16 protein-coding genes are annotated in these 15,517 nt (G+C 71.9%); 5 read left to right on the top strand and 11 right to left on the bottom strand.

Annotation, left to right across the window (positions count from 1 at the left end):
• Positions 1–41: 41 nt before the first annotated feature.
• The 3 genes from DEJ28_RS04080 to DEJ28_RS04070 are packed head-to-tail and all read right to left on the bottom strand — an operon-like array spanning position 42 to position 3,055.
• Positions 42–1,169: a Gfo/Idh/MocA family protein gene (locus DEJ28_RS04080; RefSeq protein ID WP_111116418.1), complete on the bottom strand. Its 1,128-nt coding sequence runs from the start codon at positions 1,167–1,169 to the stop codon at positions 42–44.
• Complete coding sequence (locus tag DEJ28_RS04075) at positions 1,166–1,861, bottom strand: ThuA domain-containing protein (RefSeq protein ID WP_111116361.1); 696 nt, start codon at positions 1,859–1,861, stop codon at positions 1,166–1,168. Before DEJ28_RS04075 ends, DEJ28_RS04080 begins: the two co-directional genes overlap by 4 nt.
• Entirely contained in the window at positions 1,862–3,055 is a 1,194-nt protein-coding gene (locus DEJ28_RS04070) for a Gfo/Idh/MocA family protein (protein WP_111116360.1), read from the bottom strand.
• A gap of 97 nt (positions 3,056–3,152) precedes the next feature.
• Here DEJ28_RS04070 and xylA point away from each other — a divergent pair, with 97 nt between their 5' ends.
• The 4 genes from xylA (at position 3,153) to DEJ28_RS04050 (ending at position 7,594) form a co-directional block, all read left to right on the top strand.
• The gene (gene xylA / locus DEJ28_RS04065) at positions 3,153–4,346 is read left to right on the top strand and encodes a xylose isomerase (RefSeq protein WP_111116359.1); all 1,194 of its coding nucleotides are present in this window, start codon (positions 3,153–3,155) and stop codon (positions 4,344–4,346) included.
• Positions 4,333–5,805: an FGGY family carbohydrate kinase gene (locus tag DEJ28_RS04060; protein ID WP_502866941.1), complete on the top strand. Its 1,473-nt coding sequence runs from the start codon at positions 4,333–4,335 to the stop codon at positions 5,803–5,805. Before xylA ends, DEJ28_RS04060 begins: the two co-directional genes overlap by 14 nt.
• Positions 5,806–5,885: 80 nt before the next feature.
• Entirely contained in the window at positions 5,886–6,872 is a 987-nt protein-coding gene (locus DEJ28_RS04055) for an acetylxylan esterase (protein ID WP_111116358.1), read from the top strand.
• A 68-nt stretch (positions 6,873–6,940) separates the two neighbouring features.
• Entirely contained in the window at positions 6,941–7,594 is a 654-nt protein-coding gene (locus tag DEJ28_RS04050; protein WP_111116357.1) for an NAD(P)-dependent oxidoreductase, read from the top strand.
• A 70-nt stretch (positions 7,595–7,664) separates the two neighbouring features.
• Here the strand turns inward: DEJ28_RS04050 and DEJ28_RS04045 are convergent, their stop codons facing one another.
• The 7 genes from DEJ28_RS04045 to DEJ28_RS04015 all read right to left on the bottom strand — a co-directional run bounded on the left by DEJ28_RS04045 (position 7,665) and on the right by DEJ28_RS04015 (position 13,787).
• The gene (locus DEJ28_RS04045; RefSeq protein WP_111116356.1) at positions 7,665–9,110 is read right to left on the bottom strand and encodes a DHA2 family efflux MFS transporter permease subunit; all 1,446 of its coding nucleotides are present in this window, start codon (positions 9,108–9,110) and stop codon (positions 7,665–7,667) included.
• Positions 9,111–9,129: 19 nt separating this feature from the next.
• Positions 9,130–9,957 carry an alpha/beta fold hydrolase gene (locus tag DEJ28_RS04040; protein ID WP_111116355.1) on the bottom strand — a complete coding sequence of 276 codons (828 nt, stop codon included), beginning with the start codon at positions 9,955–9,957 and terminating at the stop codon, positions 9,130–9,132.
• A 46-nt stretch (positions 9,958–10,003) separates the two neighbouring features.
• Positions 10,004–10,798, bottom strand: coding sequence for an SDR family NAD(P)-dependent oxidoreductase (locus DEJ28_RS04035; RefSeq protein ID WP_111116354.1), 795 nt, complete (start codon positions 10,796–10,798; stop codon positions 10,004–10,006).
• 86 nt (positions 10,799–10,884) lie between these two features.
• Entirely contained in the window at positions 10,885–11,703 is an 819-nt protein-coding gene (locus DEJ28_RS04030; protein WP_111116353.1) for a helix-turn-helix transcriptional regulator, read from the bottom strand.
• A gap of 468 nt (positions 11,704–12,171) precedes the next feature.
• On the bottom strand, positions 12,172–12,627 hold the full coding sequence (locus DEJ28_RS04025) for an anthrone oxygenase family protein (protein WP_111116352.1): 456 nt from the start codon (positions 12,625–12,627) through the stop codon (positions 12,172–12,174).
• Positions 12,624–13,229: a TetR/AcrR family transcriptional regulator gene (locus DEJ28_RS04020; protein ID WP_111116351.1), complete on the bottom strand. Its 606-nt coding sequence runs from the start codon at positions 13,227–13,229 to the stop codon at positions 12,624–12,626. Before DEJ28_RS04020 ends, DEJ28_RS04025 begins: the two co-directional genes overlap by 4 nt.
• A gap of 54 nt (positions 13,230–13,283) precedes the next feature.
• Positions 13,284–13,787, bottom strand: a complete 504-nt coding sequence (locus DEJ28_RS04015) for a MarR family winged helix-turn-helix transcriptional regulator (RefSeq protein ID WP_111116350.1) — start codon at positions 13,785–13,787, stop codon at positions 13,284–13,286.
• An 89-nt stretch (positions 13,788–13,876) separates the two neighbouring features.
• Between DEJ28_RS04015 and DEJ28_RS04010 the strand changes: the two genes are divergently transcribed.
• Complete coding sequence (locus tag DEJ28_RS04010; protein ID WP_111116349.1) at positions 13,877–14,680, top strand: SDR family NAD(P)-dependent oxidoreductase; 804 nt, start codon at positions 13,877–13,879, stop codon at positions 14,678–14,680.
• Positions 14,681–14,696: 16 nt separating this feature from the next.
• On the opposite strand, the gene DEJ28_RS04005 is transcribed toward DEJ28_RS04010, so the two are convergent.
• Positions 14,697–15,431, bottom strand: a complete 735-nt coding sequence (locus tag DEJ28_RS04005) for a GAF and ANTAR domain-containing protein (protein ID WP_111116348.1) — start codon at positions 15,429–15,431, stop codon at positions 14,697–14,699.
• Positions 15,432–15,517: the final 86 nt, after the last annotated feature.

Here is a 15,517-nt window from a genome sequence, read left to right as displayed (position 1 = left end):
GCCCACGCGGCTCCCGTGGCCGGGCCGGCCGCCGCGGCGGGTCACCACGACTCCGGTCGCGCGCCGGACGGCACGGTCGCCGGTCGTTCGACGGTGGACTCGACCGTGACGACGGTGTGGTCGCGGGCCGCGGTCGCGACCGCCTCCATCACCTCGAGCACGTGGTACGCCAGGGCCCCGGACGCCCGGTGCGGACGGTCCGTCGCGATCGCCCGCGCCATGTCGGCGAGGCCGTAGCCGCGTCCGGCGTCGGCGTACCCGGCGGACACCGGCAGCTCCCGCCACTCGCGGTCGTCGGCGGTGGCGATCGACACCGGGTCGGAGAACCGGTTCGGGTCGGGAACGCCGAGGGTGCCGGCGGTGCCGTACACCTCGAAGAGCGGACTGCGCGTGGCCCAGACCTCGAACGAGACCGTCACGGTGGAGACCACGCCGCTCTCGTGCTCGAGGATCGCGACGACGTGGGTGTCGATGTCCACGGGGAGCACCGTGCCGGCGGCGGGACCGGTGGCGATCGTGCGCTCGCGGGTGGACCGTGTGCCGCTGCCGCTGACCCGGACGACCGGTCCGAAGAACGACACGAGGCTCGTGAGGTAGTACGGCCCCATGTCGAGCAGGGGGCCGCCGCCGGGCTGGTAGTAGAAGGCGGGGGCCGGGTGCCAGAGCTCGTGGCCGGGTGCGCTCCACGACACCGCAGCGGCGACGGGGGTGCCGATCGCACCGTCGTCGATCGCGGCGCGCGCGGTCTGGATGCCCGTCCCGAGCACGGTGTCCGGCGCGCTGCCGACCCGGAGCCCGGCCCGCTGTGCGAGGTCGAGGACCGGGGCCGCCTCGGCGGTGGACATCGCGAGCGGCTTCTCGCCGTACACGTGCTTGCCGGCGGCGAGCGCCCGGGTGGCGACGTCGGCGTGGGCTGCGGGGATCGTCAGGTTGAGCACGACGTCGACGTCGTCGGCGGCGAGGAGGTCCTCGACGGAGGAGCCCCGCACCCCCTGGGCGGCGCCGACGGTCCGGGCACGGTCGACGTCGATGTCGGCGACCGCGACGAGTTCGAGGTCGGGCAGGGCCGGGAAGTGCTCGAAGTACTGCTGGCTGATCACCCCGACACCGATCACCCCGACGCGGAGCGGCGTGGCGGCTGCGTCGTCACGCGTCGGCTGCGCGCTCATCGTGCTGCCCACAGGAGTCCGCGTTCGATGATCGTGCGGACCGGCTGCGACTCGACGATCTCGATCCGGTGTCCGGGTGCCGAGACGAAGATCCGTCCCTTCCCCCACTGCCGGGTCCAGATCGCCGGCGCGGTGACCGGCCGGTTCCAGGCGTCCCACTCGCGGGCCTCCTGCGTGGTGGTGGCGAGGACGTCGTCGTACTCGTCGCTGAGGACCCAGTACTGCTCGGTGACGAGGTCGAAGTCCTCGATCCCCTGGGTGATGGGGTGCTCGTGCCCGAGGCCCGTGATGTGCACCGTGTAGGGGACGTAGTTGTCGGACTGCTCCCCGATCCGCTCGGACGGGTGCTTGCCCGCGTGGTGCGCGAACTGCCCGCCGATCATGTGGAGGTAGTCGGCGTTGTCGCGGTACGAGTCCGCGATGCCGCCGTGCCACCCGGCCAGGCCGGTGCCGTTCAGCACCGCGCGCTGCAGGCCGGCGAACTCCTCGGCCGCGATCGTGGTCATGGTGTTGACCTGCACGATCAGGTCGACGGTGTCCATGTACTCCTGGTCGGCGTACACGGCGGGCGAGCCCTCGACCCGGACCTCGAACCCGTGGTCCTGCAGGAACGGGATGAACAGGTCGGTGGTCTCGACGGGCTGGTGCCCGTCCCAGCCGCCGCGGACGACGAGTGCCTGACGCGTGGCCATTCAGATCACCGTCCAGGTGCTGCCGTCGGCGGCGCTGCGTTCGACGGCGTCGAGCACCCGCTGCACGTGCAGCCCGTCGTCGAAGGACGGTGACGGGTCGGTGCCGGCGACGATCGCGTTGACGAAGTCCTTCACCTCGTGACTGAAGGTGTGCTCGTAGCCGATGAGGTGCCCGCTCGGCCACCACGCGGCCATGTAGGGGTGCTCGGGTTCGGTCACGAGGATGCGCTGGAAGCCCTGCTCGCCGGCCGGGGCCGTGGCGTCGTAGAAGCGCAGTTCGTTCATCGACTCGAGGTCGAACTGGATCGCGCCCGCCGAGCCGCTGATCTCGAGTGTCAGGCCGTTCTTCCGGCCGGTGGCGTACCGGGTGGCCTCGAAGGACCCGATCGCACCGTCCGCGGCACCGCCGCCGAGTCGACCGAGGAAGAACGCGGCGTCGTCGACGGTCACCTGTCCGCGCTCGCTCGACGCGGTGCCGGACAGTCCGACGCCGTCGGCGAGGAGGGGACGCTCGGGCACGAAGGTCTCGAGCGTGCCGGACACGGTCGTGAGGTGCGCGCCGGTGACGTGCTCGACCAGGTCGATGGCGTGCGCCCCGATGTCACCGAGCGAGCCGGACCCGGCGAGCGACTTGTCGAGCCGCCACGTCATCGGGCCGTCCTCGTCGGCGAGCCAGTCCTGCAGGTAGAGCGCGCGGACCTGCCGGACGGTCCCGAGCCGGCCGGCCTCGACCAGCTGTTTCGCCAGCGCGATCGCGGGCACCCGGCGGTAACTGAACCCGACCATCGCGCGGACGCCGTTCGCCCGCGCGGCCGATGCCGCGGCGGTCATGGCCTCGGCTTCGGCGACGGTGTTGGCGAGGGGCTTCTCGCAGAGCACGTGCTTGCCCGCCTCGAGCGCGGCGATCGCGACCTCGACGTGGGACGAACCCGGCGAGCAGATGTCGACGACGTCGATGTCCGGGTCGGTGACCACGGCCCGCCAGTCGGTGGATGCGGCCTGCCAGCCGTACTGCTTCCGAGCGGCCTCGGTCCGCTCGGGATCACGCCCGACGACGACCGCCATCTCCGGCTCCGCCCCCAGGTCGAAGAACCGCGGTGCGGTCCGCCACGCCTGTGAGTGCGCGGCTCCCATGAACCCGTGTCCGACCATCGCGACCCGCAGCCGTTGCTGCACGCGTCGTTCTTCCGCCATCCGCTCGCTCCTTTGCGATCACGTCCTTGCCACAGCCAACACTACCGCTTATGTTGGGCGCGGCAACATTTTGTTTCGACGACGAACGGTGACCACCATGGCAACGACGCCCACCCGTGCAGACAAGTTCTCCTTCGGTCTCTGGACCATCGGCTACAACGGATCCGACCCCTTCGGCGGGCCGACCCGGCCCGCGCTCGACGTGGTCGAGGGGGTCGAGAAGCTCGACGAGCTCGGCGCCTACGGCCTGACCTTCCACGACGACGACCTGTTCGCGTTCGGGTCGACCGACGCTGAACGCCAGAAGCAGATCGACCGCCTCACGGGCGCGCTCGAGGCGACCGGGATCGTCGTGCCGATGGTCACGACGAACCTCTTCTCCGCCCCGGTCTTCAAGGACGGCGGCTTCACCTCGAACGACCGGCAGGTCCGCCGCTTCGCGCTTCGCAAGGTGCTCCGCAACATCGACCTCGCCGCCGAGCTCGGTGCGAAGACGTTCGTGATGTGGGGCGGCCGCGAGGGCGCCGAGTACGACGCCGCGAAGGACGTGCAGGCGGCGCTCGAGCGCTACCGCGAGGCCGTCAACCTGCTCGCCGACTACGTCACGGACAAGGGCTACGGCATCCGGTTCGCGATCGAGCCGAAGCCGAACGAGCCCCGCGGCGACATCCTCCTGCCGACCCTCGGCCACGCGATCGCGTTCACCGAGACCCTCGAGCGTCCGGAGATGTTCGGCATCAACCCCGAGGTCGGCCACGAGCAGATGGCGGGCCTCAACTTCACCGCCGGCATCGCCCAGGCGCTGTACCAGGGCAAGCTCTTCCACATCGACCTCAACGGTCAGCGCGGCATCAAGTACGACCAGGACCTGGTGTTCGGTCACGGTGACCTGCAGAACGCCTTCTCGCTCGTCGACCTGCTCGAGCACGGTGCACCCCAGGGCGGCCAGGCGTACGACGGCCCCCGCCACTTCGACTACAAGCCGAGCCGCACCGAGGACATCACCGGTGTCTGGGACTCCGCGGCCGCGAACATGCGCATGTACCTCCTCCTCAAGGAGCGGGCCGAGGCGTTCCGCGCCGACCCCGAGGTGCAGGCCGCGCTCGAGGCCTCGAAGGTCCCGGAGCTCTCCACGCCGACGCTCAACGCCGGCGAGTCCTACGACGACTTCCTGGCCGACCGTTCGGCGTACGAGGACTTCGACGCCGACGCGTACTTCGGCGGCAAGGGCTTCGGCTTCGTGAAGCTGCAGCAGCTCGCCATCGAGCACCTGATGGGTGCTCGTGGCTGAGCTGGTGGCGGGGGTCGACTCGTCGACCCAGTCCTGCAAGGTCACGGTCCGCGACGCGGCGACCGGTGCCCTCGTCCGGGAGGGACGCGCGTCCCACCCGGACGGCACGTCCGTCGACCCCCGCCACTGGTGGGACGCCCTCGGCGCCGCGGTCGCGGACGCCGGCGGGCTCGAGGACGTCGGCGCCCTCGCGGTCGCCGGGCAGCAGCACGGCATGGTCGTGTTGGACGCGGACGGGAGGGTCATCCGCGACGCCCTGCTCTGGAACGACGTGCGCAGTGCGGCCGCGGCCGCGCAGATGGTCGAGGAGATCGGACGGGAGGCATGGGTCGCCAGGACGGGACTGGTGCCGGTCGCGTCGTTCACCGGCACCAAGCTGCGGTGGCTCCGCGATGCGGAGCCCGAGAACGCGGCACGCGTCGCCGCCGTGGCACTCCCCCACGACTGGCTGTCGTGGCGGCTCCGCGGCTACGGCCCGGCGGACGAGAGTCCGCTCGGCCCCGACCTCGACGCGCTCGCGACCGACGCTTCCGACGCCAGCGGCACGGCCTACTGGGACCCGGTGCGCCGCGAGTACGACCCGGAGCTCTTCGCGCTCGCACTCGGTCGTCCGATGCGCCCCGCGTCGATGGGTGACGACGACGCCGTGGTCGTGCCCCGCGTCGTCGCGCCCGACGAGGCGATGGGCACGCTGTCCACCGACGTGGAGCTCCCGGGCGGCGCGGTCGCCCGGACCGGACTCGTCATCGGCGCCGGACTCGGCGACAACGCCGGGGCAGCGCTCGGCCTCGGACTCGGCCCGGGCGACGTCGCGGTGTCCCTCGGCACGAGCGGCACCGTCTTCGGGGTCTCCGACGCCGAGGTGCGCGACCCGAGCGGGACGGTGGCGGGCTTCGCCGACGGGAGCGGGTCGCGCCTCCCGATCGTCACGACACTCAACGCGGCCCGCGTGCTCGAGGTGATCGGACGGTTGCTCGGTGTGGACCACGACGCGCTCGGCGCGCTCGCGCTCGAGGCGCCGGCCGGCGCCGACGGGCTCGTCCTGGTGCCGTACTTCGTCGGGGAACGCACGCCGAACCGGCCGGACGCGACCGCGTCCCTGCTGGGGATGACACCGGACACAACGGACCGCGCCCACCTGGCGCGGGCGGCCGTCGAGGGGATGCTCTGCGCCCTCGCCGACGGCCTCGCCGCGGTGGAAGCGACGGGTGTCACGGTCTCGCGGCTGCTGCTCATCGGCGGTGCCGCACGCAACGAGGCCGTCCGCGTCGTCGCCGCGCAGGTGTTCGGGCGGGACGTCGAGCTCCCCGCCCCCGGTGAGTACGTCGCCGCCGGGGCCGCTCGACAGGCCGCCTGGGTCCTCACCGGGTCGTTCCCGTCGTGGGATCTCGACACCACGGTCGTGCCCGCGGACCCGCACCCGGCGGTCCTCGAGCAGTACCGCGCCGCCGCCCGCTGACGGACACCGCACCACGACACTCCCTGCCCCCGGCGCCGTCCACCACGACGCCGGGGGCAGGATCGTCCCGGAGGACACCCATGCCATTCACCGACCTGCCCCTCGAGGCGCTCCGCACCCACCGTGCGGACGTCCGCCGCCCCGTCGACTTCGACGCCTTCTGGACCGACACCATCGCGGCCTCGCGTACCGCCGGCGCCGGGACCACCCCGGTCCTGGTGCCCGCCGAGACCCCGGTGACCGGCCTCGTCATCGAGGACCTCACCTTCCCGGGCTTCGCCGGCGACCCCGTCCGCGCCTGGGTGAGTCGCCCCGTCGGCGCCGCCGGGCCCCTGCCCGTCGTCGTCGAGTTCCTCGGCTACAACGGCGGCCGGGGCCTGCCCGGCGAACGCGTCTCGTGGGCCCTCGCCGGGTACGTGCACGTCGTGATGGACACCCGCGGCCAGGGCAGCGGCTGGGGCTCCGGCGGCGACACCCCGGACCCCCACGGCTCCGGCCCGCACATCGGCGGCTGGATGACGAGCGGGATCACCGACCCCGCCGACCACTACTACCGCCGCGTGTACACCGACGCCGTCCGGCTCGTCGAGGCGGTCCGGACGCTGCCGGGCATCGACCCGTCCCGCATCGCGTTGACCGGTGGCAGCCAGGGCGGCGGGATCGCCATCGCCGCCGCCGCACTCGTCGAGGCGCACGTCGGACCGGTCACGGCCGTCCTGCCCGACGTCGCGTTCCTGTGCGCCTGGGAGGAGGGCACGGCCGTCGCGGTCGGCGGCCCGTACCTCGAACTGGCGCAGTACCTGTCGGTGCACCGCGAGGCCGCTGACACCGTGTGGGACGCCGCGGCGTACTTCGATGGCGTGCACCACGCCGCCGGCATCACCGCGCCGGCACTGTTCTCGGTCGCGCTCATGGACGACGTGGTGCCGCCGCGGACGACCTTCGCCGCCTACAACGCCCTCGCCTCGACGGACAAGGCGATCGAGGTCTACCCGTACAACGGGCACGAGGGCGGCGGGTTCCGGCACTGGGAGCGGCAGGTGGCGTTCCTGCGCGAGCGGGGCTGAACGCTCCGTCGGCTCGATCACCACGTCGAGACCACGGCTGCCTGCCCGGCGGTGTTGAGTGTGAGGACATGGCGACGCAACAGAACCTGCTCGTGTTCGGCAGTACCGGACAGACCGGACGGCACTTCACTCGGCTCGCGCTCGACGCGGGACACCACGTCCGGGCGCTCGTGCGGACGCCCGCCAAGCTGGCGGTCCGGCACGACGAACTCGAGATCGTGCAGGGCTCGGTCACGGACGACCTCGACCTCGACGCGCTCCTCGACGGTGTCGATGGGGTGGTCGCCATGCTCGGCGACGCCGCGGCCCAGCGCACACGCCAGGTGAACACGACGCTCGTCCGGTCGCTCGTCCCGGCGATGCGCCGCAGCGGGACCCGGCGGTTCCTGTACCAGGCGGGCGGACTGAGCGCGGCGCCGGGGAAGCGACTCTCGCCCGTGCTCCGGCTGATCCGCGGCACGGTCGCCCGCAGCCACGTCGGGCAGCACGAGGACAACGAGGCGGTCATGCGCTACCTCGACGAGGAGGCGCAGGACGTCGACTGGATGGTCCACCGCGCCGGCATCGGCTCGGACGGACCGTCGAAGGGCGAGCTCCACCGGTCGGCGTCGAAGATCAGCATCGGGACGTTCGTCGACTGCGCGGCCTACAATCTCCGGTCGCTCACGGACGACTCGGCCGTGCACACCTGCGACGGCAGTACCTACCGACGGTCGCGCTGAGCAGCGACACCTCCGGGGCCCGCAACACGTGGGTCCGTGCCGGTTCTGGGGATCTGTCCTCTGCGGACGCTCATGCCGACTCGCCCGCGGCCGACGGACGGCCCGCTCCGACCCCGGCGGGCACGGCACGGTCGTTGCAGTTCGCTGCCGCAGCAGCCGGGATCGATGCCGTGCCGACAGTCCGGCCGCCGAGGCCGAAACCGGCCACCAGTGCACCGCACACGAACAGGCAGGCGGTCACCACGAGCGCTCGGTGGAAGCCGACCGTGTCGATCTCCGGCCCCACGACGGTGCTGAGGAACGCGATCGCGACGAGCCCGGCGATCCGTGCCACGGCGTTGTTGACCGCCGAGGCGACGCCGGCGCGGTCGGACGGCACGGACGCGAGCACCGCGGTCGTCAGCGGCGCGACCGTCGTCGCCAGCCCGACACCGTAGACGAGCAGACCGGGCAGCAGTTGCCAGGCGAAGTCGACGGGCGGCCGAGCCGTCAGCATGAGCAGGAACCCGCCGGCCGAGATCGTGCAGCCGACCGCCACGAACACGCGGGAACCGAGGCGCCCGGCGAGCGCACCGATCGAGCGCGCGAGGAGCAGGGACGTCAGCGCGATCGGCAACGTCGCCAGACCCGCGAGCGTCGCCGGGTACCCCGCGACCTCCTGGAGGAAGAGCACGACGACCAGGAGCCCGAGGGACACTCCGCCGTAGATGGCCGCCGTCGCGAGGTTCCCGTTCCGGAAGTCCCCGATCCGGAAGAGGGTGAGCGGCAGCAGCGGTTCCGGAGCACGCCGCTCCCACGCGAGGAACGCCGTCAGGGCGATGGCCCCCGACGCCAGGGAGACGAGCACGACCGGACTGGCCCAGCCGGACTCCTGCTGCTCGATGAGGCCGAAGGCGGCCGCTGCCAGGCCGACCGCGACCAGGACCGCACCGAGGACGTCGATCCTCGGCGCCCCGACCACTCGCGCTCGATCGCGCGATCGGCCGAGCAACGCCACGGTGACGGCGATCGGGATCACGTTGACGGCGAACACGGACCGCCACCCGACGAGGTCGACGAGCACACCGCCCAGGAGCGGTCCGACGACGAATGCGGTGCTCGTCCACGCCGTCCACGTCCCGATCGCGCGTCCCCGGGTCGCCGTGGGGAACGCAGCGGTGATGAGTGCCAACGAGCTGGGGACGAGGAGGGCGGCACCGACCCCCTGCGCCACCCTCGCTGCGATGAGGAGTCCCGCCGTCGGAGCGACCGCGCACGCGATCGACGCCAGCCCGAACAGACCGAGCCCGACCCGCAGGACCCGGATCCTGCCGAAGGTGTCGGCGAGCGAACCGGTCAGCAGGATCAGGGCGCCGAGGGCGAGGAGGTACGCGTCGAGCACCCACTGCTGGGTCCGGACCTGTCCGCCGAGCTCGTCGGCGATCGCCGGCAACGCGACGTTGACGACGGAGCCGTCGAGGAACGCGACGAACGAGGCGAGGATCGCGACGGCGAGGGTCGTCCCACGACTGGGCACGCTGGACCCGTCCGCAGGGCTACGGCGCCGTGAGCTGGTCGTCGGCGCCCTCCAGGCGCTGCGTCGTCAGCCAGTCGAGTGTGGCGTCTGCGACGGTCCGCCATCCGTTGTCGATGGTGAGCGAGTGGCCTCGACCCTCGAACTCCCGGTACTCGGTGACGGCAGCGGTGTTGTCGCTGTACAGGCGGTGCACGGCGAGGGTCACCGACCTGGGGACCGTGTGGTCCTCGCTGCCCGACGTCAGCAGCAGCGGGCCGCGCGGCGCCGCGTGCGTGTCGACCGTCGCCGGGGAGTTGCGCGTGAAGTTCGCAGAAGCGTCCTCGAACAGCGGTCGTCCCGGCCCGGGGATGGTCCATGCGGCGTGCAGGGCGTCGGACTCCTCGGCGCTGATGGCGTTGCCGAAGGCGTACCGGAACTGACTGGCCGTCAGGGAGACCGTCCGTCGCTTGTTCTTCGGGTTGCCGAGCGCGGGGAACCCGGATCGGAGTTGGGAGAACGGCAGGATCTTCACGCCCTTGATCGGTGCCGGGTCGATCGCGACACCGGCGACGGCGTAGCCGTTGGCGAGGAGCTCCTGGGCGATGAGGCCTCCGAAGGAGTGCCCGACCACGATCGGCTTCGCGTCGAGCCCGTCGATCAGGTCGGCGTAGTGCCGGCAGATCTGCTCGATCCCGACGTCGTCGAGTCGGTCCGGGTCGTCACGGGTCGCCTCGACCGTGTCCGAGTCGCCGGGCCACCCGGGCGCGATCGCTTCGTAGCCGTGCTCGGCGAACAGGTCGATCCACGGCTGCCAGGCGGACGAGTGGATCCAGAGGCCGTGGATGAACACGACCGGGGGTTTCGACATGGTTGCTCCTTCGGGTGGAGCCGCCCGTGCGAGGTCCGCCGGGCGGTCACAGGTCTTTGGTCAGGCCGCCGTCGATGAGGAAGTCGGCGCCGGTCACGTTGCCGGCTCGATCGCTGGCGAGCAGGACGACGAGGTCGGCGACCTCGGCCGGTTCGGTGAAGCGTCCGGTGGAGAAGCCACCTCCCTCGGCGATGATGCGTTCCCGCGCCACCTCCGGTGAGACCCCCGTCGCGGCGGCCACGGTCGCCGCGACCCCGCCCTCGCCGAGCCAGAGCGGTGTCGACACCGGCCCGGGACTGATCGTGTTGAACCGGATGCCCTGCGGGCCGTACTCCTTCGAGAGGGACTTCGAGAGGTTCCAGACCGCAGCCTTCGTCGCCGAGTAGTCGATGACGCCGGGATCGGGCAGGAAGGCGTTGACGGACGCGATCGTGACGACGTTCCCCCGTCCCCGTTCGAGCAGCAGCGGGATGGCGGCGCGGGTGGTCCGCACGGTCGCCATGAGGCTGAGCTCGAGCGTCCGCGCCCACTCGTCGTCACCGACCGCGAGGAACCCGTCCGTTCGTGGCGTGACCGCTCCGACGTTGTTGACGAGGACGTCCAGCCCACCGAAGTGCTCGCTCCGTGCGACCAGCTCGGCCGGCCCGTCCGGGGTCGAGAGGTCGACGGGGACGGCGAGCACCTGACCGGAGTCGGACAGTGCGACCAGCTCGTCGGTGATGCTGCGGGCACCGGCGACGACGCGCGCCCCCTCGGCGACGAGCGCCTCGGTGATCGCGAGTCCGATGCCCTTGCTCGCACCGGTGACGACGACGACCTTGTCGGTGAGGTGGAGGTCCATGTCGCGACGGTAGGGCGATCGGGGCCGTCCTGCCTGTCCCCGCTGCTACCAGGGAGGAGCACGAGGTCCACCACGGGCACGAGGTCCTACGAGGGAGCGGTCCTGCCGAGGCGTTCGAGGGCGGTCACACTCGGTGTGCCGGGCTCCGCGTGGTAGAGCCAGATGCTGTGGCCGTCCGTTCCCGGGAGCGGGAGCCGCGCGTAGTGCAGGACGAGACGGCCGACCCGTGGGTGACCGAGGACGTGCACGCCGGTGGACGAACTCGTGACGTCGTTGCGCTGCCAGGCGTCCCGGAAGTACGCGTTCCGCGCGGAGAGCTCCGCCACCAGGTCGGCGAGCCGCGCGTCGTCCGGTCGCTGACCGAACATCGACCGGACGAGCGCCGCGGTCCTCCCGCAGAGCCCCTCCCATCCCTCGTGGAGCGCCCGTTCGTCGTGGTCGGTCAGCAGCGACACCAGGTTGTTGACCCCGATCCGGTAGCTGGGGTTGAGTGCCCCGGCGAGCGCGTTCGCCGCGAGGACGTCGAGGTACCGGTTGTGCACCACCGCGGCGGTCCGGGGCCACGACTCGATGAGCCAGCGCACACCGTCGTCCACGTCGTCGTGCCGGACCTCGTCGACGGCCTTCGTGGGCCGTGCGAGCTCGTGGAGGTACTCGCGTGCGGCCTCGCCCAGCAGGAGCGCCCGCGCCAGCGCGTCGATGACCTGGTCCGACGGTCGCGTCTCCCGCCCCTGCTCCAGCCGGAGGTAGTACTCCGTGCTGATGCCGGCCAGGATCGCGACCTCCTCACGGCGCAGCCCGATGACCCGCCGGACCTGTCCGCCGACCGTGATGCCGACGTCCCCGGGCGAGGTGAGGCTGCGACGTGCCCGGAGGTACGCTCCGAGCGGGCTCTGCGTGGCCATGCCGAATGCTAGCGACGGACCGTGCTCCGGCACCATGCCCGGCGTCGACCAGCCCGCGCCGCGCAACCGGGACCGAACCGCGGCGGGTCCCAGGTCCACCGGGTAGGCAGGGGTGGTCGAGTTCGTCGGAGAACCCGACCTCGGTGGGAGGAGCGTCGATGCAGGTGCGACCGTTCCACGCGGATGCGACGCCAGGCGTCCACCACGTGTTCGACGACTGCAAGGACCTCCCGGAGGGCTGCAAGCGGGTCCGCGGCACGCACGGGTGGCCGATGTGCGTGCAGTGTCTGCAGCGACTGCAGTCCTGACCGGATCACGGACGACGACGACGGACCGGACGGCTGACGCGACCGGCTGACGGACTGGAGGCACGGTGCGGGCCCGCCCCGCGCCTCCAGTGCGATGGTGGACCGTTCCGGGCACGGCGGGCGCTGGTCGCGCACCGAACGTCCGCAGGACGCCGCGTCGTCAGCCGAGCTGCGCGACCAGGGCGACGACGAACAGGACGAAGGACACACCGGCCGCCGTCGAACGGAGCACGTCGATGCGCTCCCAGCGCGTGACGACGGCGCGCCAGTCCGCAGGCGGCCGCCGGGGGTCCCAGTCGTTGACCCCCATGTTGATCGGCACGGTCCCGAGGAACGAGGCGAGCACGAACACCACCAGGGCCGCCGCTCCGGCGATGCGGAGCGGGAGCCCGGCCGCGTTCCCCGCGACGACGAGGACGGCGACCGACGCGGCGACGGTCGGGATCATCAGCACCGGCACCACCACCTTGAGGCGCTGCACGAGTGCGATCCGGGCGCGGACGTGCGCGTCGTCCGGCAGGGACGACAACGCCGGCTGGATGCCCCAGCGAACGATGAACTCCTCACCCGCGAGGAGCCCGATGAGGACGAGCTGCACGATCAGGAGGGTGTTCACGCCGGCTGTCCGATCTCGCGGAGGAGGGCCCGGGCAGCGCGCCCGGCGGCCGTGATGACGGACTCGTCCGGGTCACCGTGACCGGCTGCGGCCTGGACGGCCGCGTTGATGCTGAGCACCGACATCCGCAGCAGCAGGGCGTTCTCCGCCGTCGGCCGGGGAAGCAGCTCCGTCAGTTCGTCGACGAAGGTGTTCAGCGGCGACCCGATCCGGTCCGCGCCGGCAGCGGCGAGGCCCTGGACGACGAGGGGGTTGGCCGCCATGAACCGGATCCCGCGCAGCTTGTCCGCCGAGAACGACCCCACCCAACGCAGGACCGCGGTCTCCAGCAGCTCCGGGGTGCGGTCCTGCGTGCGGAGCCACTCCACGAGCTCGTCGGCCTCGGCTCCGCGCTCGTCGAACAGCGATCGCAGGATCGCCTCCTTCGACGGGAAGTGGTAGTACAACGACGCCTTGTTGATGCCGAGCACGTCCGCGATCCGGCGGAGCGAGGTCGCCTCGTACCCGTGCTCGGTGAACAGCTCGAGTGCGATCTGCTGGGCGCGGCGTCGTGTCTCCGCTCCGGTGCGCCTGGTGCCTCGGTCTGGTGCGTCGGTGTCCACACGACCAATCTACCTAACGACCGGTAGGGAAGCAAGGGGTCACCGCGAGACGGCTCACCGCCCAGGTCGCCGGCTGGACGGCGTCCACACCGGCGTGTCACTGACCGCCTCGGCGATGCGCCGGCTGACGGCGCCGAGCTGACGGACCTGCGCCGCGGTGAGCGCATCGAAGACGACCCGGCGGACGAGGGCCTGGTGACCGGGCGTGGACTGCTCGACCTGCTCGTGACCGGCGTCGGTGAGGACGGCCAGGGTGAAGCGGCCGTCGCCCGGATCGACGACGCGGCGCACCCACCCCTTCGATTCGAGTCGGGTCACGGCGCGGGACAGCCGCGACAGGGTGCAGCTCGCGTACCCGGCGAGGGTGCTCATCCGCAGGGTCCGCTCGGGTGCGCCGTCGAGGGCGAACAACACCCCGTGCTCGAAGTGCGTCAGACCGCTGTCCCGCTGGAGCTGGGCGTCGAGGGCCGTCGGGAGCCGCTCGATCAGGGTCGCCAGGGCAGCCCAGACCTCGAGCTCCTCGTCGGTCAGTCCGGCGGGTTCGTCCTGGTTCGGCATGGGTGGAGGCTAGCAGGGCGACTTGCCTGGGCAAGTGACTTCCCGTACGGTGACTTGCCTGAGCAAGTGAAACACGAACAGGAGCGGCCATGGATCTGGGACTGCAGGGCAGAACGGCGTTCGTCAGCGGATCGACGCAGGGCATCGGGTACGCCATCGCGGCGTCGCTGGCGTCCGAGGGCGTCCGGGTGGTGCTGAACGGCCGGGACACCGCTCGCGTCGAGACCGCGGTCGGACGACTCCGCAGCGAGCACCCCGGCTCGGACGTGTCGGGCATCGCGGCCGACTTCGGGTCCGCTGACGAGGTCGAGCGGCTCCTCGCCCGCCTCGACGCGGACGGGTACGAGGTCGACGTCCTGGTGAACAACGTCGGGCTGTTCGGCCTCGCCGAAGTCGAGTCGATCACCGACGAGGACTGGGCACGGTACCTCGACGTCAACCTCATGAGCGGGGTCAGGCTGTCGCGGCACCTCCTCCCCCGGATGCTGGAGCGCGGCTGGGGACGGATCGTCTTCGTCAGCAGCGAGTCCGGCGTCGACGTGCCGGCCGACATGGTGCACTACGGGGTCACGAAGGCCGCGCAGCTCGCGCTCGCGAACGGTCTGGCGAAGCGCACGCGCGGTACCGCCGTGACGGTCAACACCGTCCTCGGCGGCCCGACCTGGTCGGACGGCGTCGCGGCGACGGTCGAGTCCCTGGCCGCGTCGCAGGGCCTGCCGGTGGACGCCCTGCGGGCGGCGGTGATCGGCCAGAACCGCACGACGTTGCTCGAGCGGTTCATCGAGCCCGTCGAGATCGCGAGCCTCGTCAGCTACCTGGTGAGTCCGCTGGCCTCGGCCACGAACGGCGCCGCGCTCCGGGCCGACGGCGGTGTCCTCACCGGCATCCTCTGACGGCGCAGTCGGCGCGTCAGTCGACGCTCGTGAGATCGGCGCCGCCACGGACGATGTCCTCGGCGACCTCCCGCAGGCCGCGCCCCGCCCCCTGACCGGCCCGCCGGATCAGCTGGAAGGCCTCGTCGATCCGGACACCACGACGGTGCGCGAGCGCACCCTTGGCCTGCTCCACCGTCACCCGGGCCTCGATCGCGTCCGCCACCTGCTCGTCGAGGGTGCGGAGCGGACCGGCGCCGCGCTGACGGGCCAGCGCGGCCGAGGCGGCGTCGGCGAGGAGCTGGAGGAGCACCACGTCGCGGTCGTCGTGCCCGCGGTCGTGGTCCGCGAAGATGCAGAGCGACCCGATGGTCGCCGCACGCAGGCGGATGGGCTCCGCGAACGTCCCTGTGAGGCCACGGTCACGCATCGTCTGCGCGAACGTCGGCCAGACGTCCGCGTGGGTCGTGACGTCGGGCACGTCGATCGTCTTCCCGGAGCGGTAGCAGTCGAGGCACGACCCCTCGTTCGTGCCGAGCTGCGCCTCTTCCGCGTCACTGCTCCGTTCGCTCGTCGACGCGATCACGTGCAGGGTGCTGTCGGCGTCGGCGAGGACGATGCCCGCCTCGGTCGCCGACGTGAAGCGGACGCACGCATCGATGACGCGGTCCATCGCGTCGAGGACGTCGAGCGACGGGTCGAGGACGTCGTCGAGCGCGCTGGTGAGGTCGTCGAACCGGTCGTGGCCGTCGTGCTCTTCTTTCTTCGCCATGCGTCGACCGTACGTCCCTCACTCTGATGGCCGTCCCGAGCAGGAGGAGCGCATCGTCCACCGCGTGATGCGTACACCTCGGGGCC

Source organism: Curtobacterium sp. MCPF17_002 (assembly GCF_003234115.2).
Lineage (GTDB): Bacteria > Actinomycetota > Actinomycetes > Actinomycetales > Microbacteriaceae > Curtobacterium.
This window is presented reverse-complemented; position numbering and strand designations above follow the sequence as displayed.

What these genes read in the sequence shown, in the direction of transcription:
- DEJ28_RS04005 (WP_111116348.1), bottom strand. Translation starts at nt 15,431, where the DNA reads ATGGCGAAGAAAGAAGAGCACGACGGCCACGACCGGTTCGACGACCTC.
- DEJ28_RS04055 (WP_111116358.1), top strand. Translation starts at nt 5,886, where the DNA reads ATGCCATTCACCGACCTGCCCCTCGAGGCGCTCCGCACCCACCGTGCG.
- DEJ28_RS04015 (WP_111116350.1), bottom strand. Translation starts at nt 13,787, where the DNA reads ATGCCGAACCAGGACGAACCCGCCGGACTGACCGACGAGGAGCTCGAG.
- DEJ28_RS04035 (WP_111116354.1), bottom strand. Translation starts at nt 10,798, where the DNA reads ATGGACCTCCACCTCACCGACAAGGTCGTCGTCGTCACCGGTGCGAGC.
- xylA (WP_111116359.1), top strand. Translation starts at nt 3,153, where the DNA reads ATGGCAACGACGCCCACCCGTGCAGACAAGTTCTCCTTCGGTCTCTGG.
- DEJ28_RS04050 (WP_111116357.1), top strand. Translation starts at nt 6,941, where the DNA reads ATGGCGACGCAACAGAACCTGCTCGTGTTCGGCAGTACCGGACAGACC.
- DEJ28_RS04070 (WP_111116360.1), bottom strand. Translation starts at nt 3,055, where the DNA reads ATGGCGGAAGAACGACGCGTGCAGCAACGGCTGCGGGTCGCGATGGTC.
- DEJ28_RS04080 (WP_111116418.1), bottom strand. Translation starts at nt 1,169, where the DNA reads ATGAGCGCGCAGCCGACGCGTGACGACGCAGCCGCCACGCCGCTCCGC.
- DEJ28_RS04075 (WP_111116361.1), bottom strand. Translation starts at nt 1,861, where the DNA reads ATGGCCACGCGTCAGGCACTCGTCGTCCGCGGCGGCTGGGACGGGCAC.
- DEJ28_RS04040 (WP_111116355.1), bottom strand. Translation starts at nt 9,957, where the DNA reads ATGTCGAAACCCCCGGTCGTGTTCATCCACGGCCTCTGGATCCACTCG.
- DEJ28_RS04010 (WP_111116349.1), top strand. Translation starts at nt 13,877, where the DNA reads ATGGATCTGGGACTGCAGGGCAGAACGGCGTTCGTCAGCGGATCGACG.
- DEJ28_RS04030 (WP_111116353.1), bottom strand. Translation starts at nt 11,703, where the DNA reads ATGGCCACGCAGAGCCCGCTCGGAGCGTACCTCCGGGCACGTCGCAGC.